General features: G+C 63.9%; 21 protein-coding genes and 1 tRNA gene. 13 read left to right on the forward strand and 9 right to left on the reverse strand.

Annotation, left to right across the window (positions count from 1 at the left end; translation table 11 throughout):
• The first annotated feature begins 6 nt into the window (after nt 1-6).
• The 10 genes from BTM36_RS21555 (at nt 7) to BTM36_RS21600 (ending at nt 10,051) form a co-directional block, all read left to right on the forward strand.
• On the forward strand, nt 7-1,482 hold the full coding sequence (locus tag BTM36_RS21555; protein ID WP_174616894.1) for an aldehyde dehydrogenase: 1,476 nt from the start codon (nt 7-9) through the stop codon (nt 1,480-1,482).
• A gap of 37 nt (nt 1,483-1,519) precedes the next feature.
• Nucleotides 1,520-2,491, forward strand: a complete 972-nt coding sequence (locus BTM36_RS21560) for a VOC family protein (RefSeq protein WP_077237864.1) — start codon at nt 1,520-1,522, stop codon at nt 2,489-2,491.
• A gap of 35 nt (nt 2,492-2,526) precedes the next feature.
• Nucleotides 2,527-3,687 carry an FAD-dependent monooxygenase gene (locus BTM36_RS21565; protein ID WP_077237865.1) on the forward strand — a complete coding sequence of 387 codons (1,161 nt, stop codon included), beginning with the start codon at nt 2,527-2,529 and terminating at the stop codon, nt 3,685-3,687.
• Nucleotides 3,688-3,694: 7 nt separating this feature from the next.
• Entirely contained in the window at nt 3,695-4,027 is a 333-nt protein-coding gene (locus tag BTM36_RS21570; RefSeq protein ID WP_006462357.1) for a hypothetical protein, read from the forward strand.
• The gene (locus BTM36_RS21575) at nt 4,027-4,260 is read left to right on the forward strand and encodes a recombinase-like helix-turn-helix domain-containing protein (protein WP_006462358.1); all 234 of its coding nucleotides are present in this window, start codon (nt 4,027-4,029) and stop codon (nt 4,258-4,260) included. Before BTM36_RS21570 ends, BTM36_RS21575 begins: the two co-directional genes overlap by 1 nt.
• Before the next feature lie 40 nt (nt 4,261-4,300).
• Nucleotides 4,301-5,350: an aromatic ring-hydroxylating dioxygenase subunit alpha gene (locus BTM36_RS21580; protein WP_077237866.1), complete on the forward strand. Its 1,050-nt coding sequence runs from the start codon at nt 4,301-4,303 to the stop codon at nt 5,348-5,350.
• A complete protein-coding gene (locus BTM36_RS21585; RefSeq protein WP_006462360.1) occupies nt 5,347-5,778 on the forward strand; it encodes a RidA family protein in 432 nt (143 codons plus the stop codon). Before BTM36_RS21580 ends, BTM36_RS21585 begins: the two co-directional genes overlap by 4 nt.
• Nucleotides 5,779-5,859: 81 nt before the next feature.
• On the forward strand, nt 5,860-6,807 hold the full coding sequence (locus BTM36_RS21590) for a PDR/VanB family oxidoreductase (protein WP_077237867.1): 948 nt from the start codon (nt 5,860-5,862) through the stop codon (nt 6,805-6,807).
• Between the two features lie 301 nt (nt 6,808-7,108).
• Complete coding sequence (locus tag BTM36_RS21595) at nt 7,109-8,182, forward strand: porin (RefSeq protein WP_077237868.1); 1,074 nt, start codon at nt 7,109-7,111, stop codon at nt 8,180-8,182.
• Between the two features lie 201 nt (nt 8,183-8,383).
• On the forward strand, nt 8,384-10,051 hold the full coding sequence (locus BTM36_RS21600; protein WP_077237869.1) for a methyl-accepting chemotaxis protein: 1,668 nt from the start codon (nt 8,384-8,386) through the stop codon (nt 10,049-10,051).
• Here BTM36_RS21600 and BTM36_RS21605 read toward each other — a convergent pair.
• Nucleotides 9,949-11,262: an MFS transporter gene (locus BTM36_RS21605; protein ID WP_077237870.1), complete on the reverse strand. Its 1,314-nt coding sequence runs from the start codon at nt 11,260-11,262 to the stop codon at nt 9,949-9,951. The two genes, BTM36_RS21600 and BTM36_RS21605, sit on opposite strands and share 103 nt — an antisense overlap.
• A 48-nt stretch (nt 11,263-11,310) precedes the next feature.
• Nucleotides 11,311-12,099, reverse strand: a complete 789-nt coding sequence (locus BTM36_RS21610) for a substrate-binding domain-containing protein (RefSeq protein WP_077237871.1) — start codon at nt 12,097-12,099, stop codon at nt 11,311-11,313.
• A gap of 106 nt (nt 12,100-12,205) precedes the next feature.
• Here BTM36_RS21610 and BTM36_RS21615 point away from each other — a divergent pair, with 106 nt between their 5' ends.
• A complete protein-coding gene (locus tag BTM36_RS21615; RefSeq protein ID WP_077237872.1) occupies nt 12,206-13,132 on the forward strand; it encodes a LysR family transcriptional regulator in 927 nt (308 codons plus the stop codon).
• Nucleotides 13,133-13,575: 443 nt separating this feature from the next.
• Here the strand turns inward: BTM36_RS21615 and BTM36_RS21620 are convergent, their stop codons facing one another.
• The 5 genes from BTM36_RS21620 to BTM36_RS21645 form a co-directional block, all read right to left on the reverse strand.
• A complete protein-coding gene (locus tag BTM36_RS21620; protein WP_077237873.1) occupies nt 13,576-13,845 on the reverse strand; it encodes a hypothetical protein in 270 nt (89 codons plus the stop codon).
• Between the two features lie 483 nt (nt 13,846-14,328).
• A tRNA-Leu gene (locus BTM36_RS21625) sits at nt 14,329-14,413 on the reverse strand.
• Nucleotides 14,414-14,491: 78 nt separating this feature from the next.
• The gene (locus BTM36_RS21630) at nt 14,492-14,944 is read right to left on the reverse strand and encodes a surface-adhesin E family protein (protein WP_077237874.1); all 453 of its coding nucleotides are present in this window, start codon (nt 14,942-14,944) and stop codon (nt 14,492-14,494) included.
• Nucleotides 14,945-15,218: 274 nt separating this feature from the next.
• Nucleotides 15,219-16,298 carry a tartrate dehydrogenase gene (locus BTM36_RS21640; protein WP_077237875.1) on the reverse strand — a complete coding sequence of 360 codons (1,080 nt, stop codon included), beginning with the start codon at nt 16,296-16,298 and terminating at the stop codon, nt 15,219-15,221.
• 188 nt (nt 16,299-16,486) lie between these two features.
• Entirely contained in the window at nt 16,487-17,425 is a 939-nt protein-coding gene (locus tag BTM36_RS21645; RefSeq protein ID WP_077237876.1) for a D-hexose-6-phosphate mutarotase, read from the reverse strand.
• A gap of 183 nt (nt 17,426-17,608) precedes the next feature.
• Between BTM36_RS21645 and BTM36_RS21650 the strand changes: the two genes are divergently transcribed.
• Entirely contained in the window at nt 17,609-18,523 is a 915-nt protein-coding gene (locus BTM36_RS21650) for a LysR family transcriptional regulator (protein WP_077237877.1), read from the forward strand.
• A gap of 62 nt (nt 18,524-18,585) precedes the next feature.
• Here the strand turns inward: BTM36_RS21650 and BTM36_RS21655 are convergent, their stop codons facing one another.
• Together BTM36_RS21655 and BTM36_RS21660 are read right to left on the reverse strand one after the other, a co-directional pair.
• Entirely contained in the window at nt 18,586-19,539 is a 954-nt protein-coding gene (locus tag BTM36_RS21655; protein ID WP_077237878.1) for a LysR family transcriptional regulator, read from the reverse strand.
• 106 nt (nt 19,540-19,645) lie between these two features.
• Complete coding sequence (locus BTM36_RS21660) at nt 19,646-20,713, reverse strand: substrate-binding domain-containing protein (protein ID WP_077237879.1); 1,068 nt, start codon at nt 20,711-20,713, stop codon at nt 19,646-19,648.
• Nucleotides 20,714-20,941: 228 nt separating this feature from the next.
• Here BTM36_RS21660 and BTM36_RS21665 point away from each other — a divergent pair, with 228 nt between their 5' ends.
• Nucleotides 20,942-22,588 (forward strand): OFA family MFS transporter, encoded by a 1,647-nt coding sequence (locus BTM36_RS21665; protein WP_006462375.1) that lies wholly within the window; start codon nt 20,942-20,944, stop codon nt 22,586-22,588.
• Nucleotides 22,589-22,775 lie beyond the last annotated feature (187 nt).

The following is a 22,775-nucleotide window of genomic DNA, read 5'->3' on the forward strand; positions in this document are numbered from 1 at the left end:
ACCATGATGAATCTGAACGAAACGCTGCCGATCTGCATCGCCGGTCAATGGCGACTGGGTGGCGGCGACCGTTATGCCACGCTCTACCCGGCCACGGGTGAGCCGGTGGCCTACCTCCATGCGGCCAGCGTGGCCGATGTGGAAGAGGCCATCGCCGGTGCCGACCACGCCTTCCGCACCAGCGGCTGGGCGCAGAAGAAGCCGCATGAACGTGCCACCGTGCTGTACCGCGTGGCGCAGCTGATACGCGAACGCGGCGAAGCGCTGGCGCAGATGCAGCGCCTGGACAATGGCAAGCCCATCAGCGAGACGCGCAATCTGGTGGCCAGTGCTGCCGGCACCTTCCAGTTCTTCGCGGCCGCCTGTGAAACCCTGGAAGAAACCCTCACGCCCATGCGCGGCGACAACCTCACCATGAGCGTGTATGAACCCATGGGCGTGGTGGCCGCCATCACACCGTGGAATTCGCCGATCGCCAGCGAGGCCCAGAAGATGGCGCCGGCCCTGGCTGCCGGCAATGCAGTGGTGGTCAAGCCGGCCGAGGTGACCCCGCTGGCCGCGCTGGAACTGGCGCGCATCTGCATCGAAGCCGGCGTGCCGGCCGGCATGATCAGCGTGCTGCCGGGCAAGGGCTCGGTGATCGGCGACGCCATCACCCTGCATCCGCTGGTCAAGCGCGTCTCCTTCACCGGTGGCACCACCACCGGCAAGCACATCGCCCACATCGCCGCCGACAAGATGATGCCGGTCTCGCTGGAACTGGGCGGCAAGTCGCCCACCATGGTGTTCGAGGATGCCGATCTCGACCATGCCGTGGCCGGTGTGCTGTATGGCATCTTCAGCAGTTCCGGTGAATCCTGCATCGCCGGCTCGCGCCTGTTCGTGGCGCGCTCGCTGTACGACGGTTTCATGGAGCGCCTGGCCGCCGGTGCCGCCGCACTGCGCGTGGGCGATCCGGCCGACGAGCGCACCCAGATGGGGCCGCTGATCACCGCCCGCCATCGCGAAGGCATCGAGCGCTATGTCGACATCGGCGTCACCGATGGCGGCCGCATCCGCACCGGTGGCGTGCGTCCGCAGGGCGCGCAGTTCGAGCGCGGTTACTACTACACCCCGACCATCATCGAAGGCGTCAGCAATGAGCAACGCATCTGTCAGGAAGAAATCTTCGGACCGGTGCTGGTGGCCATGCCCTTCGACAACGAAGACGACCTGATCCGGCAAGCCAACGACAGCGTCTATGCGCTCGCAGCCGGTATCTGGACACGCGACTACAAGCGCGCCTGGCGCATCGGCCGCGCAGTGCAGGCTGGCAATGTCTGGATCAACACCTACAAGCAATTCTCGATCTCGACCCCCTTCGGCGGCTGGCGCGACAGCGGCCTGGGTCGCGAGAAGGGCAGGCTGGGCATCCTGCAGTACATGGAGCAGAAGGCCATGTACTGGGGCATGAACGAACAGCCCTTGCCCTGGGCCGGCTAAGAGCGCCGCCCCCCCTGAACACGTATTGGAGACACACATGGACGTATTGGGTATCGACGAAATCATCTACGGCGCGGACGACTTGCCGACCTGCCGCCAGTTCTTCCTCGACTGGGGCATGCTGCTGGCGCAGGAAAGCGCAGCCGAACTGGTCTTCGAATCGCAGAACGGCTGCCGCGTCATCGTGCGCGACAGCGCCGACCCCGGCCTGCCGCCGGCCATCGAAGCCGGACCGACCCTGCGCGAAGTGGTGTGGGGCGTGTCCTCGGCCGCCGTGCTGGACAAGTTCGCCGACCGCATTAGCGGTCTGCCGGGCTACGTCAATGACGGCAAGCGCGTCGGTTGCACCGATCCGAACGGCCTGGCGGTGCGCTTCCAGGTCTCGGTCAAGCGTGATGTCGAGGTCGAATGCGCACGCATGAACACCTGGAACGAAAAGAACCGCATCAACCAGCGCAGTCCCATCTACGAACGTGCCACGCCCATCGAGGTGGGCCACGTGGTGTTCTTCGTCAAGGACGTCAAGGCCTGCGAACGCTTCTATTGCGAGAACTTCGGCTTCGTGCCCTCGGACCGCTATCCGGAACGCGGCGCCTTCCTGCGCTGCGCCGATGTCGGCGGGCATCACGACATCTTCCTGCTGCAACCGCCGGAGGCAAGGTCGGGCTTGAACCACGTCGCCTTCACCGTGCGCGACATCCATGAAGTCTTCGGCGGTGGCATGCACATGTCGCGCAAGGGCTGGGATACCCAACTGGGTCCGGGCCGTCATCCGATTTCCTCGGCCTACTTCTGGTACTTCAAGAATCCGGCCGGTGGCCTGATCGAATACTACGCCGATGAAGACCAGCTCGATGCCCACTGGGAGCCGCGTGACTTCGAACCCGGCCCGACCGTGTTCGCCGAATGGGCCATCGATGGCGGCATCGACGGCAACACCCGCCGCCAGAAGAATGCGCAAGGCCCCAGCGGCAAGTTCCTGACCGACCGCGCGCCGGCCGGCAAGTAAGACGGCAATCCGTCATTTGTAGAAAGGAAATCCAGATGTCCTTCAAGATCGGAATCCTGGGCGCCGGCATCGGCGGCCTGACCGCCGCCATCGCCCTGCAGCGCGCGGGCCATGAGGTGGTGGTGTATGAACAGTCCAAGCAATTCCTGCGCGTGGGCGCGGATATCAACCTCACCCCAAACGCAGTGCGTGCACTCGATGGACTGGGTATCGGCGAGGCCGTGCGCCGTACCGCGGCCCGTCCCACCCACCGCATCAGCCGTACCTGGGACAGCGGCGAGGAAACCTCGCGCCTGGCCATGGGCGACACCGCCGAGCAGAAATACGGCGCACCGCAACTGACCATCCACCGTGCCGACCTGCTGGCGGCGCTGGCCGAGGTATTCCCGCTGGAGCAGGTGCGCTTTGCCAAGCGCGCCGAGAAGATCAGCGAAGAGGGCGATGGCATCCATCTGCACTTCACCGATGGCAGCACGGACCGCGTGGACGTGCTCATCGGTGGCGATGGCATCCACTCCGCCGTGCGCACTGCCATGTTCGGTGCCGAGAGCCCGCGCTTTACCGGCGTGGTGGCCTTCCGCGCCGTGGTGCCGGCCTCCCGCGTGGCCGGCGTGCCGAACCTGCAGGCCTTCACCAAGTGGTGGGGGCCGAACCCGGAAAGCCAGATCGTGACCTTCCCGCTCAATCGCGGTGAAGACATCTTCATCTTCGCTACCACCGCGCAAGAAAGCTGGCACCTGGAATCCTGGACCACTCCGGGCAACGTGCAGGAACTGCGCGATAGCTACGCCGGTTTCCATCCCGACGCCACGGCCTTGCTGGATGCCTGCGACGAAGTGCTCAAGACCGCGCTGTATGAACGCGATCCGCTGCCGGCCTGGGCGCGCGGCAACATGGCGCTGCTGGGTGATGCCTGCCATCCGATGATGCCGTTCATGGCGCAGGGCGCCGGCATGGCCATCGAGGATGCGGTGGTGCTGGCGCGCTGCCTGGCCAAGGTCACCACGCTGGAGCAGGTGGCAGGATCCTTGCATGCCTATGCGCAGTTGCGCATGGAACGTGCCTCGAAGATCCAGATCGGTTCACGTGGCAACAACTGGCTGCGCGAGGGCGGCAACGCCGACTGGGTCTATGGCTATGACGCCTGGACCACGCCGCTGGATGCGCAGCCTGAATCCACCGCCGTCCCTGCGTGAGCCAGCGATGAGTGCAGAGACCCACTCCGACCGCATGCTCCTGACCATCTTGCTCAGGCATGACCAGTCGAAGAACCTGGAGCAGATCCAGGCGCACATGAAGCAGATGGACTGGTGGGAGCGCTTCCCGGTGGAAGGTTGTCGCGTGGTGTCCTGGACCGTGGCCATGGGCCTGGGCCAGATCGTCACCCTGGAGCTGCCGCCGGCGCTGCTGCCGCAAGTCAATGTCGAGCTGGAGCGCTCGGCCTGGGGTGTGTTCCGTACCGAGTGCTACCCCACTTACGATTTTGTTCCCGTGCGCGAGCGTATCCGCGAGCGCGTCAGAAATGGAGGCCAATGATGGTTGCAACTGTTACCGATGTCTATCTCAATCCGCACCAGGCACGTCGCCGTGCGCCGACCCAGTTCGAAGACCTGCTGGGCGACTCCATCGAGCGCGCCTATGCCGCTGGCATCCACGAGCTGGATGCGCTGGTGGCACACCTGAACCGTACCGGTCCGAGCTGCCCCTACAACCAGGGCGTGTGGACCGCCGCCAACTTCCAGGAAGAGATTGCCCGCCTGGCCGCCTGATCCGTCCAGACGCCAAGCCAGCCTACAGGAGAGTATCCAAATGAGAACCACCGCCAATGATCCCGTCGACGCCGTCCTCGCCGTCGGCCTGAAAGACCTGTGGTACCCGATCTGCCCGTCCGAGTTCGTGGCCGAGAAGCCGGTCTCGCTGCGTCGCCTGGGCAAGAAATTCGTGTTCTGGCGCGAGCCCTCGGGCAAGCTGCATGCCCTGGAAGACCACTGCCCGCACCGTGGCGCACCGCTGTCCATGGGCATCCCCATGGGTGACCGCATCGCCTGTGGCTACCACGGCGTGCAGGTGCGCTTCGACGGCGTGGTCACCAGCGTACCCGGCAGCCCCGGCTGCAAGCTGGAGGGCGCCAAGGCCACGCGTCGCTTCCACGTCACCGAAGCGGCCGGCGCCATCTTCCTCTACAACAGCATGGAAGATATCGACACCCCGCCGCCGCTGCGCCTGCCGGAAGAACTGACCAGTCCCGAGTATTCCAACTTCCTGTGCTACACCGAATGGAAGGGTGATTACCGCTACGTGCTGGACAACGTGATGGACCCCATGCACGGCACCTTCCTGCACAAGCAGTCGCACTCCATGGCCGAAGGCGACAACACCGCCAGCTTCGGCATCCGCGAGACCGACATCGGCTTCGTCTTCGAGAAGGAAGGCCAGCGCGACGTCAACTTCGACTGGACCGAATGGGGCGATACCGACCTGCACTGGATGCGCCTGGCCATTCCCTATCCCAAGACCGGCGGCCCGGGCGGCAGCTTCGTGATCATCGGCAGCTACACGCCCATCGTGGACAACATCGCGGCGGTGTTCCACTGGCGCTGCCGCAAGCTGTCCGGCTGGCAGCGCGACACCTGGCGCTTCCTCTACCGCAACCGCCTGGAAGCGCGCCACTGGAACGTGCTGGAACAGGACCGCGTGGTGCTGGAACTGATGGAGCCCGACGCCAACCAGCGCGAGATGCTGTACCAGCACGACATGGGCATCGTGCGCCTGCGTCGTCACCTGCGCGGTCTGGCCAAGGCCCAGCTGGCGCGGGAAGAAGAACTGGCCGCGGCCAAGGCGCCGGTGAAGGCAGCATGAACCACGCAGCAAGCCCGGTCGCCGTGCGCCATGTGAAGACCGACAAGGTCCCCGAGCTGGCCACGGCCACCTGGTCCAACTGCCTGGTGGTGGGCGACGAGATCGTGATGTCCGGCATGACCGCACATCCGGCCTCGCGCCAGCAGACGCTGGACACCTACCAGCAGACGCTGGTGGTGCTGGGCAAGATCCGCGATCTGGTGGAGGCCGCCGGCGGCAGCGTCGGCAGCATCACCAAGCTGGTGATCTATGTCACCGACATCGCGCACAAGGACGAGGTAGGACGCGCCCGGCGCGACTTCTTCGGCACGCCTTATCCGTGCTCGACGCTGGTGGCGGTGAGCGCGCTGGTGTTTCCGGAACTGACGGTCGAGATCGATGCCTTTGCGCGGCTGGGTGTGGACCTGCGGCAGGCAGTGGGCGGTTGATGCAAGTGGCTGCAAGTGGCAGCAAGTGACAGCAAGTGACACGAGGCGGTTTGAACAATCTGATGTGATGGTGGTGCATTCATGAGCAGTCCTCTTATTTCCGTGCGCGTGCAGGCCATGCGCTTTGAAGCGCAAGGCGTGGTCAGCGTCGAACTGCGCCTGCCCGAGGGCGGCGAGCTGCCGGCCTTCGAGGCCGGTGCGCATATCGACCTGCACCTGGGCAATGGCCTGGTGCGCAGCTATTCGCTGTCGAACTCGCCGACCGAGCGGCATCGCTATGTGGTCGGTGTGCTCAACGACCGGGGTAGTCGCGGTGGTTCGCGCTATGTGCATGAACAACTGCGGGTCGGTGCCAGCCTCACCATCTCGGCACCGCGCAACAATTTCCCGCTGGAAGAAGCGGCGCCGTTGTCGGTGCTGATCGCCGGTGGCATCGGTATCACGCCGATTTCCTGCATGTATCACCACCTGCGCGCCCAGGGGCGGGAAGCGGTGTTGCACTACTGCGCCCGCTCGCGCAAGGAAGCGGCCTTCACCGCCGAGCTGCTGGGGCAGCCCGGTGTGTCCAGCCACTTCGATGACGAGGCCGGCGCGCCGCCTGATCTGCGGGCTTTCCTCGCCGCGCATCCGAAGGAGGCGCATTTCTATTGCTGCGGGCCGACGCCCATGCTTAACGCCTTCGAAAACCTGTGCGAAGAACTGGGCCTGCCCAACGTCCACATCGAACGCTTTGCCGCCGAAAAGGTAGAGGCGGTCCAGACCGGCAGCTACGTGGCCGAACTGGCGCGCAGCAAGTCCAGCGTCACCGTCCCGGCTGGCAAGTCGCTGCTGGACGCCTTGCTGGATGCCGGCATTGCGGTCGATCACAGCTGCCGCGAAGGGGTTTGCGGCGCCTGCGAGACCAAGGTGTTGGAGGGTGAACTGGAACATCGCGACGGCGTGCTCAGCAAGGCCGAGCGCGCTTCCGGCAAGACCATGATGGTGTGCGTGTCCGGCTGCAAGGGACAACGCCTGGTGCTGGACCTGTAGCAGGACCTGTAAGGCAACAAGGCCCGGGCAGCATTTGCCCGGCCCCATGCCCGTGCTCAGGCACAGGGCATTTTTTTGAGCCTGATGAATTTTGTGGAACGTCGATCCATAGGTGAAACAAATAACACCGGATCACGCACCACCTGGCAAGCGGCGCCCGCCGACCATGCGGAACAGGGCGCCTCGCTTGCCGGCAGAAGTCACCTCTCCTGCGCACGGGGCGCCGGGGAGCAGTGAGTGAATGCGGCCTGGCCGCGTGTTTGGACTTTATTCGTTGAAGGGGAGTTTGATGAAGAAGTTAATGATTGCCGCAGCGGCATCCTGCCTGTCGGCGGGCGCCTTTGCGCAGAGCAGCGTCACCATCTACGGCAGCCTCGATGCTGGCGTAGCCTATATCAACAACCTCAATGGCGGATCGGTGTCGCGCCTGGATCAGGGCACGATGCAGCCGGATCGTATCGGCTTTCGTGGCATCGAGGACCTGGGCGGCAATCTGAAGGCGATCTTCCAGCTGGAAGCCGGCTTCTACACCGACACCGGCGGTACGCCCAATTCCTCCAAGCTGTTCAACCGCTACAGCACCATCGGCCTGTCCGGCGACTTCGGTGCGGTGACCCTGGGCCACATGCCGGACGTGGTGTTCGACTACGTGGGCAAGCTGTCCAACGGCTTCCAGCTGACCAACTGGTACCTGTTCCACCCGGGTAACCTGGACAGCCTGGCCAACACCTACCAGTTCGACAATGCAGTGCGCTATACCTCGCCCACCGCAGGCGGCTTCCAGGGCAGCCTGATGTACGGCTTCGGCGAAGTGGCCGGCGACAGCAGCGCTGGTCGCAACGTCAGCGCCGGTGCGACCTACACCAATGGCCCGTTCCGCGCGGCCCTGGCGTATTCCAAGCTGAACAACCGTGCCGCTGGTTACGCCGGCACCTTCCTCAGCAGCGTCGGCCTGGGCAATGCGGCGACGGTCTTCAACAGCCTGACCACCACCGCCGGCGGCCTGGGTTACACCATCGGCAGCGTGCGCCTGAACACCGCCTACACCCAGGTCAAGCTGTCCATGCCCAGCGGCGCCACGCCCAAGCAGAAGAACCTGGACCTGGGCGCGGCCTGGCGCTATGCCACGCTGGACACCATCAACTTCGGTTATGGCCTGTCCAAGCTGGAAGGCGCGCGCTGGAACACCTTCAGCCTGTCGCACGTGCATGAGTTCTCCAAGCGCACCCAGTGGTACGTGCAGGCCGCCTACCAGCGTGCCGGCGGCGATGCGCGCTTTGCTGTCATGAACGGTACCGGTGCAGGCGGTTCCACCGGCGTCTCCGGCGGCCAGGGCCAACTGGTCACCACCATCGGCATGCACCACTCGTTCTAAGGCCATCTTTGGATGGCTGGCATTACCTTCTGTGAATAGTCTTGTCTTGCGTGCAGCTCCCCTGGAGCGGGGAGTTGCTTCGTAGTGCCTTGGGCGGAGGAAGTCCTCTTTCTCCGCCATTTTTTTATCCAAACCGAATTCATTGCCGGTGGGCATCATGGCATCGTCCCCCCGGCATTCTTGCGTTGCGGAGAAAGCCTCATGATTGCAAATCTCAAACTGGGTGCCCGTCTTGGACTGGGCTTCGGACTGGTACTGGCGCTGCTGGCCGGGATCACGGGACTGGCCATCGCCAGCCTGTCCACGCTGCACCAGGGCACGCGCCAGATCGTCGAAGACCGCTACCCGCAGGTCTTGCTGGCCAATGACGTGCTCTTGCGCATCAGCGAGAATGCCAGCGGCATGCGCAACCTGCTGCTGCTGGACGACCACCAGAAACTGATCGAGGAAATCGCCCGCATCGACAAGGGTGAAGCCGCCATCGGCGAAGACCTCGGCAAACTGCAGGCACGCCTGTCCAGCGAACAGGGCCGCAAGTCCTTCGCCGAGATATTGTCGCTGCGCGCCAGCTACCGCCAGGGCCAGCAGCGTTTCCTGCAACTGGCCTCCACCGGCGCCACCATGGATGCCACCGAGCTGTTGATGACCAGCCTGCGCCAGGACCAGGACAAGTACATCGCCCGCCTCAAAAGCTATATTTCGGTGGGCACCATGATGATGGAGCGCAGCGGCCAGGAAGCCGCCGACCAGTACCACGGCAAGACCCTGATCATGCTGGCCATCGCTGCGCTGGCGGTATTACTGGGTGGCGGCTTTGCCTGGTGGACCACGCGTTCCATCACGCGCCCGGTGCGCCATGCAGTGGAGGTGGCGCAGCAGGTGGCCGATGGCAACCTGTGCAGCGAGATCCGGGCCGGCGCGCGGGACGAGATCGGCCAGCTGCTGGAGGCCTTGCGCCAGATGAATGGAAGTCTGACCCGCATCGTGGCCGATGTGCGCGGCGGGGCCGAGACCATCGCCACCGCCTCGGCCGAGATCGCCGGTGGTAACCTGGACCTGTCGGCGCGCACCGAGCAGCAGGCAGGCTCACTGGAAGAAACGGCGGCGGCGATGGAGGAACTGACCTCCACCGTGCGCCAGAATGCCGAGAACGCGCAGCAGGCCAACCAGCTGGCCTCGGATGCCTCCGGCGTGGCGGCGCGCAGCGGGGAAGTGGTACAGCAGGTGGTGAGCACCATGCAGGGCATCAGCGAGGCCTCGCGCCGCATCGTCGACATCATCGGCGTGATTGACGGCATCGCATTCCAGACCAATATCCTGGCGCTCAATGCGGCGGTGGAAGCGGCCCGCGCCGGCGAGCAGGGCAGGGGCTTTGCAGTGGTGGCATCGGAAGTGCGCTCGCTGGCCCAGCGCTCGGCCACGGCGGCCAAGGAGATCAAGGCGCTGATCGATGATTCGGTGGCGCAGGTGGATGCTGGTGGACGCCTGGTGGTACAGGCCGGCGCGACCATGGGCGAGGTGGTGGACAGCGTGCGACGGGTGTCGCACATCGTCGGTGAGATCAGCATGGCCACGCAGGAACAGCGCGCCGGTATCGAACAGGTCAATCACGCCATCACCCACATGGATGAAACCACCCAGCAGAATGCGGCGCTGGTGGAACAGGCCGCCGCCGCGGCCCAGTCCTTGCAGGACCAGTCGCAGCGGCTGCGTGAGCTGGTGGGTGTGTTCCGGCTGCAGGACTTGCGACCGGAGCGGACGATGCTTCAGGCCGCCGAGGTGGACGATGAGGAAGCTGTCGCGGCCTTGCCGCGATACAGCACCAGTGTGGCGATCAGCCCGCAGATGGCGGCAAAGCTCATCCAGTAACCCGGTGCTGCCTTGTCGCCGGAGGTCTCGATCAGCCAGGTCGAGACCAGTGGCGTGAAGCCGCCGAAGATGGCAGTGGCCAGGCTGTAGGCCAGCGAGAAGCCGACCGTGCGCACATGCGCGGGCATCACCTCGGTGAGCGCCACCACGGCTGCGCCGTTATAGCTGGCGTAGAGGAAGGACAGCCACAGTTCGGTGATGAGCAGGTTCTTGAAGCTGATGTCCGAGACCAGCCACGACATGATCGGGTAGGCGGTCAGCAGGGTCAGCACCGTGAAGGCCACCAGCACCGGGCGGCGCCCCACGCGGTCCGACAGCGCGCCCATGATGGGCAGCCAGCAGAAGTTGGACAGGCCCACGCAGAAGGTGACGATGAGGCTATCCGAGGCCGACAGCTTGAGCACGTTCTTGCCGAAGGTGGGGGTGTAGACCGTGATGAGATAGAAGGACACGGTCGTCATCACCACCATCATCATGCCGGCCACCACGATCTTCCAGTTCTGTGCGATGGAGGCCATGATTTCGCCAAAACGCGGATGGTGCTTGCGGGCCAGGAATTCCTCGGTCTCCTGCAGCGAACGGCGGATGATGAAGATGGCCGGTACGATCAGGCAGCCGATGAAGAAGGGAATGCGCCAGCCCCAGTCGCTGATCTGCGCCGGTGCCAGCGACTGGCTGACCAGATAGCCGATCAGGGCCGAGGCCATGATGGCCGCCTGCTGGCTGGCGGACTGCCAGCTGACGTAAAAGCCCTTGTTGCCGGGCGTGGCCATTCCAGCCAGATAGACCGACACCCCACCCAGTTCCACCCCCGCCGAGAACCCTTGCAGCAGCCGTCCGGTCAGTACCAGGATGGGCGCGGCCACGCCGATCGTGGCGTAGCCCGGCACGAAGGCGATCAGCAGCGTGCCGATGGCCATGATGGCCAGTGTCACGATCAGGCCCTGGCGGCGGCCGACGCGGTCGATGTAGCTGCCCAGGATGATGGCACCCAGGGGACGCATCAGGAAGCCCGCACCGAAGGTGCCGAAAGTCAGGATCAGCGAGACGAACTCGTTGTCCGACGGGAAGAAGGTCTTCGAAATATAGCTGGCATAGAAGCCATACAGGAAGAAGTCGAACATCTCCAGGAAGTTGCCGCTGGTCACCCGCAGGACGGTGGACAGCTTGGAGTGTTGGATGCTTTTTGTGCTTGTTGTGCTTGTGGTCATGTCGGTCTCTCTCTTCTCTCTTGATTCAGGCGCTGGATCAGCCGTCGATCAGCGCGGCGCCGGATCCAGGCCGGAGGCCTTGATGGCCGCCTCGGCTTCCGGCGAGGCCAGGTATTGCAGCAGTTCCCTGGCGGCCTGCGGCTCCCTGGTGCCGACCACCACGCCTACGGAGAACGGAGTAAGCTGCTGCGCGCTTTCGGGGATGGGGCCGATGATCTCAATGCCCTTGATCGGCTTGAGCTCGGAGATCTGCTGCAGGCCGACTTCTGCCTCGCCGCGCGCCACCACTTCACCCACCGGCTCGGCCGGGATCATGCGGCCCTTGTAGGCCATCTGCTGGTCGATGCCCAGGCGCTTGAACAGCTTGGTGGAAAGGAACACGCCGCTGGCGCTATCCGAATAGACCACCGAATGCGCCGTCAGCAGCGTGCGCTTGAAGGCGTCCAGCGTGGAGATATCAGGCCGGGGTGCGCCGGCCTTGACCGCCAGGCCGATGCGCGAGAGCGCCAGCAGCTTGTGCTCGGAGCGCGACACCTTGCCCTCGGCCACCAGCTTGTCCAGAGAGTCACCGACCATGATCACCACGTCGATAGATTCACCGCGCTTAAGTCGGTTGGGGATGGCCTGCGGGGTTTCGCCCATGGACGGGCCCCAGCCGGAGATGAGCTTGTGGCCGGTCTTCTTTTCGAAGTCCGGGGCCAGTGCCTTGTAGGCGGCGGCAAAACCGCCCGAGCTGACCACGTGGAGATCGGCTGCGGCGGCCAGGCTGCTGGCGGCACCGATGACCAGGGCCAGCACGCTGCGCTGGAGGACGGAATGGGTGAGGATGCTTTTCATGGGATCTCCGATTGGCGTTTTTAATTTGAACTAGGGAATGAGACCCGGCAGTTTGCGGAGTATCCTTTGAAAAGTTAATTGCATTTAATCTTGGGATTGATAAAAAATGCGCATCAATATCGAGACCTCCGAATTGCAGGCTTTCATCGCCGTGGCGCGCCAATCCAGCTTCCGGGCGGCGGCCGAGGGCCTGTTCATCACCCAGCCGGCGCTGAGCCGGCGCATCGAGAACCTGGAACAGGCGCTGCAGGAACGCCTGTTCGACCGCACCACCCGGCGCGTTTCCCTGACCCCGGCCGGCGAGCTGTTCCTGGTGCATGCCCAGGCCGTGATGGAAGAACTGGAACTGGCCGTCAAGAGCGTGGAGCAGGGCATGGCGCAGCGCCGCCAGCATGTGACGGTGGCATGCGTGCCTTCGGTGGCCAACAACCTGCTGCCGCAGGTATTGAAGCCCTATGCGCGCAGCCATCCCAATGTGCGGGTGCGCATCATCGACGAGAGCGCGGCCGACGTACTGGAAAGCGTGCGCAAGGGCGAGGCGGACTTCGGCGTGAACTTCATCGGTGCACAGGAAGCCGAGATCGATTTCGAGGAACTGACCCGCGAACGCTACCTGGCGGTCATGCCGGCCCATCATCCACTGGCAGTGCATGCCACCCTGAACTGGAAATCGCTGGCCGGGGAAAAGCTGGTCTCGGTCTCGTCCAGCAGCGGTAACCGCAGCCTGATCGACAATGCCTTCGCCCGCGTACCGCAGCGCCCGGTGATCCAGTACGAGACCAATCACGTGGCCGGCGCCATCAGCCTGGTCGCCGCCGGCCTGGGCGTCGCCCTGCTGCCGGAGCTGGCACTGCGCAATGCCCCCTACAAGGGCATTGTGGCGCGCCCGGTGACCAGCCCGGTCCTGAGCCGCGCCATGGGTTTGATCAGCCTGAAGGGACGGGTACTCAACCCGGCCGCCGCAACGCTGGCCCAGGCGTTGCGCGATGCGATCATGACCAGGGGCAAGAGATCGGCAGCGCGGGAAGGCTGACCCTTGCCGGACTGCCTATTTTTTGTGCGGTTTATTGGGAGGGCAGGCGGGGACGCCGCTTGCGCATCGGGGAAATGGGTTATCCACAAATTTATGCACATAAATCGTGGATAAGTTTCCTGTAATGACGGGGCTTCTGGCGAGGGTTGCGTAAATTGTTTGCAAAATCGCGGCCCATAAAAAAGGCCCTCGCTGAGGAGGGCCTTTTTGGGGTGTTCTTGTCTGGTCCGGAGGCAGGTTTTCCTGCCTGGCAGGGCTGCCGAATTCCGAAGAGGGGGCGATTATATAGGCTCTGACAAAAAAATGAAACTGCTCTTGGCAGAAAAAAGATCGGTTTGCTGGCGGGCGGTGCGGGAGCGTTGATCCTGGGGATTTTTCACCGGTTTCCGGGGATGGGTGCAAGGAAACGGGTTTGTCTGAACGGGTGTTCAGTGGCGAACGGATCAGCGGGATTCCTGAGCGAAAGGGTAGCCGGCCTCGTAGAGAATCCATCCCCGACCTTGCGCGCAGTTGACCTCCCGGTACATGAATGCCTTGACCACCTGTTCCCGTCCAAGGGCGCATGGTTCGCCTTTGCGCAGGATGAAGGCCACCTCGTCGGCCTCGTCGGCGGCTTTGAAGACGCTGACGTCCTGAGTCGCCCGCCACCGGCCTTCGGGCTTGCTGCAGCCGAGGAGGCTCAGCGTGCAGAGGATGGGGAGGAGGGTTTTCATTGCTTGGAGTAGAGGTTTGTCTTGACGGCTCGTTTTGATCGCTGGATCACGATGAGAAGTTCTTTAGGGGAGACGCCTGCATTCGAGGATGGCGTAAAAGAAAATCTTGGATCGTGGGCGAGGAGGCCGATGGTTTCAAGTACATGCCCCCGACCTCGCTCGTAGGTGCTGATTCGCTGAATAAAATCGATGACCTGATCTTCTCACGACTAATTTCGGACCTGTCCAGTTATGACAGAGAGTCTTTGTCTATCGCCTCTATTGCTGGCGATGAAAAGAGATTTTTTCAGTGGACTCAGTACGGTTCGGCTGGTCTGTTTCGAATGCTGACGACGACCGTGCTTCCGAGATCAGTTTTGTTCTCGCGCCTCATGCCAAGGCCATGGGGGGCGGGCGTACGGTATTGGCAACCGTGGGCCGTAGTGATTTCCGCTCCAGAAAACAAAAATGCACCCCGAGAGGTGCATTCTTAAAAAGGACTTCTGGTGCCGGGAGCCGGAATCGAACCGGCACGCCTTGCGGCGCGGGATTTTGAGTCCCGTGCGTCTACCTATTCCGCCATCCCGGCAACGCAAGCCCGACATTATTGCCGATTTCGCTTCCTGGGGCAAGCCCCTGAAGCGGCCTCATCAAAGAACGATGAAAATTATTTTCCACATACCGCTTCGATGGCGCGCTCGCCGGTGGAGCCGGGGATGGGGTCCTGCAGCTTCACGTCCGAGTAGGCCAGTTGCGGCGCCAGCAGCATCTGCCCTTTGCCGTCAGCCTGCGCGTACATCTTGCGGCTGCCAAAGCCGAGCTGGCGGCTGGTGCAGTCGAAATAGGCGGTCGAGACCTCCGACAGGTAATAGGTCTTGCTGCCCTGGCCCATCAACAGTTGCGGACGGCTCCAGTTCAGCAGGATCTGCGCCTGGCGCACGCTGCGGGTGACGACGATGCTGCTCTTGTCGATGAAGAAGCTGCCGATGGTGTTTTCGCCCAGGGGCGACCATTCTGCGCGCGCGGGCAGGCAGGTCGCGGCCAGGAGCAAGGCCAGCGGCGCCGCCAGCAGCAGGGTGGGGCGGGGAGCGCGCAGGCGGTGAGGGGACGGTCTATCCATATCGCAGGGCTTCGCGTCAGGTCAGCATCATGGCCAGCATGGCGACATCGTCTTCCAGCAGCAGTATCAGCGGGATGCTCCAGAAGAGCAGTTCGGCCAGTACGCGGTGTCCCGTCATGCGCAGGCTTGCAGCCATGTCCAACTCATCGATCACGAAAATTGAAAGAGCGGCAATCCTAACATGCCCTTTGCAAATCATCATGGGGCCGCCATAGGAAAATGGCCCGCACGCGGCGAGCCATCTTCTCTTTCAGTGAAGGGCAGTCAGGGGCGCTCAGATTGCCGCAGCCACCGCCTTGCCGACTTCGGTGGTGTTGCTCTTGCCGCCCAGGTCGGGGGTGGTCGGGCCGTTGACCAGCACTTCCTCGATGGCCGCCAGCATGGCGTCGTGGGCCTGGCGATACTTGCCTTCGCCGTTGCCCAGGAAGTCCAGCATCATGGCGCCGGACCAGATCATGGCGACCGGGTTGGCGATGTTCTTGCCGAAGATGTCCGGGGCCGAGCCGTGCACCGGTTCGAACAACGAGGGCAGTTCACGGGTCGGGTTGATGTTGGCCGAGGGCGCGATGCCGATGGTGCCGGCGCAGGCGGGGCCAAGGTCGGAGAGGATGTCGCCGAACAGGTTGGAGGCCACCACCACGTCGAAGCGGTCCGGGTTCAGCACGAAGTGCGCGGTCAGGATGTCGATGTGGTACTTGTCGCGGCGCACGTCGGGGTACTTGGCGCCCATGGCTTCGACGCGCTCATCCCAGTAGGGCATGGTGATGGCGATGCCGTTGGACTTGGTGGCCGAGGTCAGGTGCTTCTTGGGACGGCTTTGCGCCAGGTCGAAGGCGAACTTGAGGATGCGGTCGGTGCCCTTGCGGCTGAAGACCGATTCCTGGATTACGGTTTCGCGGTCGGTGCCTTCATACATGCGGCCGCCGATGGAGGAGTATTCGCCTTCGGTGTTCTCGCGGACCACGTAGAAATCGATGTCGCCGGGCTTGCGGTTGGCCAGGGGGCAGGGCACGCCGGGCATCAGGCGCACCGGGCGCAGGTTGACGTAGAGGTCGAAGTCGCGGCGGAACTTGAGCAGCGAACCCCACAGCGAGACGTGGTCCGGCACCGTGGCGGGCCAGCCGACGGCACCGAAGAAGATGGCTTCGAAGCCCTTCAGTTGCTCGAACCAGTCGTCCGGCATCATCTGGCCGTGCTGGGCGTAGTAGTTGCAGTGCGCCCAGTCGAAATGGGTGAACTCGATGTCGATGCCGAATTTCTTGCTGGCGGCCTCGACGGCGCGCAGGCCTTCGGGCATCACTTCCTGGCCGATGCCGTCACCGGCGATGACGGCGATCCTGTGGGTCTTGCTCATCTGCTGTGCTCCTGTGGTCTGTTCTGGGCGGTGTAAACGGTGTCCATCATAGAACGCTTCGGGCGAGGGATCATCAACGATCTGGTGATCTTATAAAACACGATCCGTGAATGATGCGCAAAACCTCAGCCCATGAAAAAGGCACTGCCCGGACTGCGGCAGTGCCTTGGTGATGCCTTGAGAGCGGTTCAGCCGCCCAGTGCTTCGCCCCACAGGCTCACGCCCATGCTGTGCTCGGCACCCGGTTCGAGTTCCACCAGATCGTCCATCACATTGGCGGTCTCGATGCAGAGCATGCGCTGCCAGGCGTCGTCGGCGAACTGCGACAGGCGGCGTGCCTTGCTGACCCAGGGGTTCCACACCACGGCCGAGGTCGAGCCGCTGGCTTCGATGTGGATGCGGCGGTTCCAGCCTTCATCGCGGATCGCCAGATGCGCCGGCAGGTCCAGGTAGATGCGGTCGGTTTCGCTGCTGACTACCAGCGGGCGCTTCTGTTCGCGCTCGGCCCAGCCTTCCAGGGTTTCGATGTAGCGCTGGCCTTCCAGGCCTTCCACGGTGACGTCGTGAATGCTGCTGACGGCGAAGTAGCTGTGCAGTGCCTGGGTGAGGGCGATGTGCTGCTCGCTGCCGTTGCGGGTGGTGAGCTTGAGGTGCAGGCGGTCGTCGAGGAGGATTTCCAGGCGCAGTTCCAGGCCCGGTGGCAGGTGGCGCAGGGCCGGCGAATCGGTGGTGGGAGGGATGGCCATCACCAGGCGTACGGTGTCGCCTTCGATGGCGTTTTCCATCAGCAGCCAGGGGATGCCGCGGACCAGTCCGTGCGCCGGCAGGCGGCCACCTGCATGCAGGGACTGCACCTGCGGTGGATTGCGCATCAGGTCGCCGAACCAGGGCCAGCAGACGGGGATGCCGCCGCGCACCGAATTACCAGTTTCGAAGGCGGCTTCCTCGCTCATCCAGATGATCGGTTCCTGACCGTGGACCTGGTAACGCAGGACCTGGGCGCCCTGTTCGGCGATCAGTACTTCGGCGCGCGCGGTCTGCACGCGCAGGCATTGCAGCTGATTGACTTCGATACGCTGGATGTGGGGAAGGTCGGGCGGGACCTCCTGCTCCTCGATGATGCTCATGCCGGTAACTCCAAGAATTCGTTGCGATAGCGCAAGACTGCCACAATTCCTGCGTCTGCGGGTGGTTTGGCCCGCCGGGCGAGGCGAGCCGTATCGGCTGGGTCACCTCGCCCGTGGCGCTTGTTCGGGTGGGTCGTGACCCGACTATAATCCACAGATCGTGGATTTCAATGACTACAGATCGTGAACAATTCTCCCCTGCTGGAAGACCTGCGTCTGTTCTGCGTGGTGGCGCGCCACAGCAACTTCGCCGAATCGGCGCGCGAGGTCGGCGCTTCGCCGGCCTATATCAGCAAGCGCATTGCGCTGCTGGAGCAGGCGCTGGGCGTGCGCTTGTTCCATCGCACCACGCGCAGCGTGGTCATGACCGAGGATGGCGGCAATGTCCATGAATGGGCGCGCAAGATTCTCGATGACGTCGAGCAGATGATGGAAACCGTCAGCAGCGCCAAACGGGTGCCACGCGGACTGCTCAAGATCAGTACCAGCTTCGGGCTGGGGCGCAAGGTGGTCTCGCCTCTGCTGTCGCGCTTTGCCAGCGAGCACCCGGAACTGAAGATCCAGCTGGAGCTGGTGGACCGGCAGATCGACCTGGTCAATGAAGGCATCGATCTGGATATCCGCGTGGGGGCGGGGCATGAGCCGCATCTGTTCTCCAAGCGCATCCTGCCTAGCCAGCGGGTGCTGTGCGCCAGTCCGGCCTATCTGAAGAAGCAGGGCGCGCCGGCCGACCTGGCGGCGCTGCGCCAGCACCAGTGCCTGGTGATCCGCGAGCGCAATCAGTCCTTCGGCATCTGGCGCATGATGGGGCCCAAGGGGCAGGAGACGGTCAAGGTCTCGGGGGGACTGGCATCCAACCATGGCGAGATCATCCACCAGTGGGCGGTCGATGGTCACGGGATCATCCTGCGGTCGATCTGGGACGTGGCCGATAGCCTCAAGCGCGGGCGGCTGGTGCGGGTGCTGCCGCAGTATTTCCAGGAGGCCGACCTGTGCGCGGTCTATCCCGTGCAGCTGAAGAATTCAGCCAAGGTGCGCGAGTGCGTGCGCTTCCTGCAAAAGCACCTGGATGTCACGGCGCCGGCGATGACGGTGTGATGGTGCGGCGGTCCTGCGATCCGGCGACCCGGCCGGCAGGTTTCGGGCTGACCGCCTGATGTTCAGCGCACATCAAATCGCTGCCGCACGATGCGCTCCAGCCCTTGCGCCACGTGGGCCACGGCGCGGTCGTCGGCGTGGCGGCGATGATGCAGCAGGCGCAGCGGCGGCGCCTCCAGTGGCAGGGGCGGGCGCAGGCAGGCCAGCACCACCGGATGGGCAGCGGTGGCGGCCGGCACGCAATACATGGGCATCACCGCGATCAACTCCGAGCCCTGCAGCAGGGCCGGCGCCATCAGGAAGTTGGGGATCACCATGCCGATGCGGCGGCGCAGGCCCTGGGTGGCGAGCTGTTCGTCGATGCGGCGATTGAGCGTGTCATGGCAGGCGATCTGCAGATGGGGATACTCCAGCCAGCGCGCCATGGTCAGCTGTTGCGCCGCCGGGTGGTCGCGCCGCATCACTACCACGCAGCGTTCCTGCAGCACTTCGCGGCCGCGCAGGGTGTTGGTCGGCGTGGCCGCGCCCAGGACCAGGTCGGTCTCGCCGCGCTCCAGGCGGGCGGCGGCATCGGCGTCGCCTTGCCAGGTCTGGAATTCCAGATCCAGCAGGGGCGCGCTGGCGCTCAGTTCCTGATACAGCGGCTGGGCCACCACCTGGGCGGGATAGTCGGGCATGAGGATGCGCACCCGGCGCGCCAGCGTGGCCAGGTCCTGCTCGTGCGCCGGGGACGCGGCGCCATCGCCGCCCAGCGCCTGGCGCAGCGGCTCGCGCAGGCTTTGCGCAAGGCTGCTCAGGCGCATCTGCTGGCCGCCATCTTCCAGCAGGGGATCGCGCAGCAACTGACGGCAGCGTTCCAGCGCATTGGCGGCAGCCGGCAAGGGCCAGCCCACGCGGGCGGCGGCGCGTGCCAGGTGGACTTCATCGAGGATGGCGTCGAGCAGGCGCAGCAGACGTTGATCCATGGTGGCCAGCGCCAGCAGGGCAGGTGAAGAGGTGAGAGCAGCGGAATTCATGACGCGATCAGGCCAAAAGAGAATGGCCCGCCGCCAGGACGGCAACGGGCCAGGGGCGGGAGTGTAGCCTGATCGCTGCAGGGCTACAAGCGTCTGCGGAGCGCGCTCAGCCGAAGGCTTCCTTGATGGTCTGTATCTTGCCCATGTCGGTGGCGTCGTAGCCGGCCAGGTTGTTGACCACCTTGCGGAAACCATCCGATTGCAGGATGTCGATCACGGCGCGGATCAGCGGGTCTTGCAGGGAGGCCGCGGGCAGGGCGAAGAAGTAGCGTTCGCGTACCAGCGGGATGAAGCCCAGGCCGAAGCGGTGGGCCGCCGTCTGCACGCCGAAGCCGACATCGGCCATGCCGCTGGCGATGAAGGCGGCCACCGCCGAGTGGGTGAACTCGGTATTTTCGAAGCCGTTGATCTTCTTGTGGGCGATGCCGGCGCCGGCCAGCATCAGCTCCAGCAGCATGCGCGTGCCGGAGCCGGCTTCGCGGTTGACGAAGCGCAGGTCGCTGCGAACGAGGTCGGGCAGTCCGCGCAGGCCCTTGGGGTTGTCCGGTTCGACGAACAGGCCCTGGTTGCGGATGGCCAGGTGGATCAGGCAATCGCTGCGCTTGTTGAGCCACTTGGCATAGGTGGCGATGGCCGGTTTCTCGAATTCGCCCAGCGGAACGTGAAAACCGGCCAGGTCGCACTCCTGGCGCGACAACGCGGCCACGGCATCGGTGCTGTGGCGGTAGCGCACTTCCACCGGCAGGCGTGCCTCGTTGATCTTGCCCAGCAGCGCTGCGACCGCAAAGCCGTGGCTGGCATTGAGCCGCACCTTCTCGGACTGGCCTTCGACCGTCTTGCCCAGTTCCACTTCCAGCTCCGAGGCCAGGCTGTCCAGGGTCGGCGACAGGCGCGCCGTCACCAGGCGGTCAGCCCATAACAGCTTGCTGGCGAAATCGGTGAGTGTGGTGCCACGGCCACGGCCGCTTTCTATCAGTGCGTTGCCAAACATCCTTTCCGCATCGCGCAATAGTCCCCAGGCGTGCCGGTAGGAATAGCGCGTCAATTGCGCGGCACGCGCAATGGACCCGCTTTGCTGGATCGCCGTGAGCAGTTGCAGCAGGTTGGCCGTGTCCAGAGCCACCTCATTGTCATAGGCGATTTCCCAGTGCGGTTTGATGTGGACTTTGAACATTTAGGCAAAATAAAGCATATTGAAACGGCAGTTTATCAGTGATAATTTCGCGTCACTCCGCATAAATGATAAAAAATATATGCGGCGTTGTACATATATAAATAAATTAAAAGAGAAGGATAGCGCCGCAAAGATGGGTCGGTTTCACGATCCGGCCCTACCGGCTTTGCGATGCAGTCCTTCCTTCGATTTACCCACCACACACACTCAAAAATATTCGGAGGAATAATGGCTTTCGATTTCCTGAACAAGGAACATACAGTCGCCAAGCCTGGCTTCAATCGCTGGCTGGTACCGCCAGCAGCTCTCGCAATCCACCTTTGCATCGGCATGGCCTACGGTTTTTCCGTGTTCTGGCTGCCGCTGTCCAAGGCCCTGGGCGTGACCGCGCCCATCGCCTGCGGCGCCGATGTCGGCTTCTTCGCCCAGGTCTTCTCGTCCTCCTGTGACTGGAAGATCTCCATGCTGGGCTGGATGTACACCATGTTCTTCGTCCTGCTGGGCATCTCCGCCGCGCTGTGGGGTGGCTGGCTGGAACACGCCGGTCCCCGCAAGGCCGGCGTGGTCGCTGCCATCTGCTGGTGCGGCGGCCTGCTGATCTCGGCCCTGGGCGTGAAGACGCACCAGATCTGGCTGATGTGGCTGGGCTCGGGCGTGATCGGCGGCGTTGGTCTGGGTCTGGGCTATATCTCACCCGTGTCCACGCTGATCAAGTGGTTCCCTGACCGTCGCGGCATGGCCACCGGCATGGCCATCATGGGCTTCGGTGGTGGTGCGCTGGTCGGCACCCCGCTGGCCGATGCGCTGATGAAGAAGTTCGCCACCCCCACTTCCGTGGGCGTGTGGGAAACCTTCGTGGTCATGGCCGTGATCTACTTCGTCTTCATGATGGCCGGCGCCTTCGGCTACCGCGTGCCGCCTTCGGGCTGGAAGCCGGCCGGCTGGACCCCGCCGGTGGCCAAGTCCTCGGCCACGATGATCACCCAGAACCACGTGCACGTCTCCAAGGTCTGGGGCATCCCCCAGTTCTGGCTGGTGTGGCTGGTGCTCTGCCTGAACGTGTCGGCCGGTATCGGCGTCATCGGCATCGCCTCGCCGATGCTGCAGGAAGTGTTCGGCGGCAAGCTGCTGGGCGTGGACATCGGCTTCAATGACCTGTCGGTCGACCAGAAGACCGCCATCGCGGCGCTGGCTGCCGGCTTCACCGGTCTGATCTCGCTGTTCAACATCGGTGGTCGTTTCGCCTGGGCGTCGTGCTCGGACTTCTTCGGCCGCAAGATGACCTACGCCATCTTCTTCGTGCTGGGCTTCGTGCTGTACGTGAGCCTTCCGTGGTCGGCCAAGGCCGGCAACATCCCGCTGTTCGTGGGCGCGGTCTGCATCATCCTGTCGATGTACGGCGGCGGTTTCGCGACCGTGCCGGCTTACCTGGCCGACCTGTTCGGCACCCAGATGGTGGGCGCCATCCACGGCCGCCTGCTGACCGCGTGGGCGACCGCCGGCATCCTGGGTCCGGTGGTGGTGAACTACATGCGTGAATACCAGCTCTCCCTGGGCATGCCCAAGAGCCAGGTCTACAACACCACCATGTACATCCTCGCCGGCATGCTGGTGCTGGGTCTGATCTGCAACCTGCTGATCCGCCCGGTCGCTGCCAAGCACTTCATGACGCCGGAAGAACTGGCCCGCGAAAAGCAGCTGGCCCACGAAAAGTCGGCTGCCGATGCGGCTGCCACCGCTGGTTCCGGCGACATGTCGCAGATCGGTTCCGGCGGCAACCCGGTGGTGATCGGTCTGGCCTGGGCGGCCGTCGGCATTCCGCTGGTCTGGGGTATCACCCTGGTGTTGCAGAAGTCGGCCGTGCTGTTCCGCTGATCGCGTAGTCCCTGTTTCAAACTCGACTGCAGGCCGGCTCCACCCGGCCTGCACGAGAGACCCCAGCGGCGAAAGCCGCTGACACAAGCTGCCCTGCAACGTGAGCAGCGGCAGCTTGTGTCAGCGACTATCAAAAAATCAGGAGCGCGGTCCGTCCACCCGGTAGAGGGCAGGCCCGCATCCTCAG

Origin of the sequence: Herbaspirillum sp. VT-16-41, assembly GCF_001994935.1 — a bacterium.
GTDB classification, from domain to species: Bacteria; Pseudomonadota; Gammaproteobacteria; order Burkholderiales; family Burkholderiaceae_D; genus Herbaspirillum; species Herbaspirillum frisingense.

What these genes read in the sequence shown, in the direction of transcription:
- BTM36_RS21555 (WP_174616894.1), top strand. Translation starts at nt 7, where the DNA reads ATGAATCTGAACGAAACGCTGCCGATCTGCATCGCCGGTCAATGGCGA.
- BTM36_RS21560 (WP_077237864.1), top strand. Translation starts at nt 1,520, where the DNA reads ATGGACGTATTGGGTATCGACGAAATCATCTACGGCGCGGACGACTTG.
- BTM36_RS21565 (WP_077237865.1), top strand. Translation starts at nt 2,527, where the DNA reads ATGTCCTTCAAGATCGGAATCCTGGGCGCCGGCATCGGCGGCCTGACC.
- BTM36_RS21570 (WP_006462357.1), top strand. Translation starts at nt 3,695, where the DNA reads ATGAGTGCAGAGACCCACTCCGACCGCATGCTCCTGACCATCTTGCTC.
- BTM36_RS21575 (WP_006462358.1), top strand. Translation starts at nt 4,027, where the DNA reads ATGGTTGCAACTGTTACCGATGTCTATCTCAATCCGCACCAGGCACGT.
- BTM36_RS21580 (WP_077237866.1), top strand. Translation starts at nt 4,301, where the DNA reads ATGAGAACCACCGCCAATGATCCCGTCGACGCCGTCCTCGCCGTCGGC.
- BTM36_RS21585 (WP_006462360.1), top strand. Translation starts at nt 5,347, where the DNA reads ATGAACCACGCAGCAAGCCCGGTCGCCGTGCGCCATGTGAAGACCGAC.
- BTM36_RS21590 (WP_077237867.1), top strand. Translation starts at nt 5,860, where the DNA reads ATGAGCAGTCCTCTTATTTCCGTGCGCGTGCAGGCCATGCGCTTTGAA.
- BTM36_RS21595 (WP_077237868.1), top strand. Translation starts at nt 7,109, where the DNA reads ATGATTGCCGCAGCGGCATCCTGCCTGTCGGCGGGCGCCTTTGCGCAG.
- BTM36_RS21600 (WP_077237869.1), top strand. Translation starts at nt 8,384, where the DNA reads ATGATTGCAAATCTCAAACTGGGTGCCCGTCTTGGACTGGGCTTCGGA.
- BTM36_RS21605 (WP_077237870.1), bottom strand. Translation starts at nt 11,262, where the DNA reads ATGACCACAAGCACAACAAGCACAAAAAGCATCCAACACTCCAAGCTG.
- BTM36_RS21610 (WP_077237871.1), bottom strand. Translation starts at nt 12,099, where the DNA reads ATGAAAAGCATCCTCACCCATTCCGTCCTCCAGCGCAGCGTGCTGGCC.
- BTM36_RS21615 (WP_077237872.1), top strand. Translation starts at nt 12,206, where the DNA reads ATGCGCATCAATATCGAGACCTCCGAATTGCAGGCTTTCATCGCCGTG.
- BTM36_RS21620 (WP_077237873.1), bottom strand. Translation starts at nt 13,845, where the DNA reads ATGAAAACCCTCCTCCCCATCCTCTGCACGCTGAGCCTCCTCGGCTGC.
- BTM36_RS21630 (WP_077237874.1), bottom strand. Translation starts at nt 14,944, where the DNA reads ATGGATAGACCGTCCCCTCACCGCCTGCGCGCTCCCCGCCCCACCCTG.
- BTM36_RS21640 (WP_077237875.1), bottom strand. Translation starts at nt 16,298, where the DNA reads ATGAGCAAGACCCACAGGATCGCCGTCATCGCCGGTGACGGCATCGGC.
- BTM36_RS21645 (WP_077237876.1), bottom strand. Translation starts at nt 17,425, where the DNA reads ATGAGCATCATCGAGGAGCAGGAGGTCCCGCCCGACCTTCCCCACATC.
- BTM36_RS21655 (WP_077237878.1), bottom strand. Translation starts at nt 19,539, where the DNA reads ATGAATTCCGCTGCTCTCACCTCTTCACCTGCCCTGCTGGCGCTGGCC.
- BTM36_RS21660 (WP_077237879.1), bottom strand. Translation starts at nt 20,713, where the DNA reads ATGTTCAAAGTCCACATCAAACCGCACTGGGAAATCGCCTATGACAAT.
- BTM36_RS21665 (WP_006462375.1), top strand. Translation starts at nt 20,942, where the DNA reads ATGGCTTTCGATTTCCTGAACAAGGAACATACAGTCGCCAAGCCTGGC.